At 69.2% G+C, this 1,366-nt stretch carries 1 pseudogene; it reads right to left on the reverse strand.

Annotated features, from left to right (window positions below):
* Positions 1-84 precede the first annotated feature (84 nt).
* Positions 85-1,304, reverse strand: a pseudogene (locus ACWDEX_RS37170) (IS701 family transposase).
* Between the last annotated feature and the right edge of the window lie 62 nt (positions 1,305-1,366).

Consider the following 1,366-nt stretch of genomic DNA (forward strand, 5'->3'; position numbering starts at 1 on the left):
GCTGTCCCACCAACGGGTGGCCGCGCCGCATGTAGTGACATCGGCGGGCGCGTGCCTGGTGGCGGCGGCGCCAGTGCGACCATGTCACGGCATGGCCGCGGTCCGGAGGATGGCGGTGGGGTCCAACTGCCAGCAGACGGCGAATCTCGGCCGGTGTGAGGTCCACGAGGTCGGGCGTGTTCCGTTCGGTACCCCCTTTTCCCGCTCCTGGCCGGCCATCACGGCCAAGAAGGTGTGCGCGAGCATGGCGAGCGTGATGTGCCGGTACCAGCCGACATAGCGGCGTACTTCGTACTGGTCCAGGCCGCATTCGTTCTTCGCGCTCTGGAAGCATTCCTCGATCTTCCAGCGGCACCCGGCGATGCGCACGAGGTCCGCGATGGTCGCCTCCAGGGGCGCGCAAGCGAGGTAGTAGGCGATCTCGTCGGGCTTGGAGATGCTGCGGCGGGCCAGCATCCAGCGCTGCCGGGTGGGCTCGTCGCCGTCGAATTCCCCCACGGCGGGCAGGCGGGCGGCGGCCCAGTCGTAGAAGCGCTCGCCCTTCGCGCCGCTTCCGGCGGACAGCCGCTGCCATGCCTCGGGCGGGGCCTGGCCGAAGAGGTGGTCGATGCGAGGGCCGTGGACCTGCTGGGACTTGGGAACGGCCACGACGTAGGAGAGCTGGGCGTCTTCGAGGAAGCGGCGGAAGTGGGAGTCCTGCCCGTAGGCGGCATCCGCCGTGACCCAGGAGATGGGCAGGGGCGAGGCGAGGGCTCGACGGATCATGGCCCTGGCCAGCTCGAGTTTCGTGGCGAAGACGCGGTCGTCGGGGATCCGGGCGGACCGGCAGCGTTCGCGGTCGTCGGTCCAGGACTTGGGCAGGTAGAGCTCCCGGTCGACCAGGGTGTGGCCGCGCATGGTGGCGTAGGCGGCGAAGACGCCGATCTGGCAGTTCTCGGTGCGGCCGGCCGTGCCGGAGTACTGGCGCTGGACTCCGGCTGAGGTGGTGCCTTTTTTCACGAAGCCGGTGTCATCGATGATCAGAACACCGTCGTCGGCGCCGAGGTGTTCGGCGACGTACGCCTGCAGGTCGTCGCGGATCTCGTCCGCGTCCCAGCGGACAGGTGCTGCAGGCCGTCGGGGGTGGTGTGGCCGGCGTATTCGGCGAGTTGCCAGCCGTTCTTGCGGCCCACCGGGCCGAGGAGCCCGTGGACGTAGTCCCGCACGCCGTGCCGGGGCTCCACGCGGGCGAAGCGTGCTCCGATCCTCAGGAGAAGTTCGCCAAGTTCCCGTTCCCACGCGTTGGTTGGTGCATCGTTGATCACATGGGCGCACTGCCCGAAGTGCTGTCACTACATGCGGCGCGGCCACCCGTTGGTGGGACAGT

It is taken from the genome of Streptomyces sp. NPDC001020, from assembly GCF_053599115.1.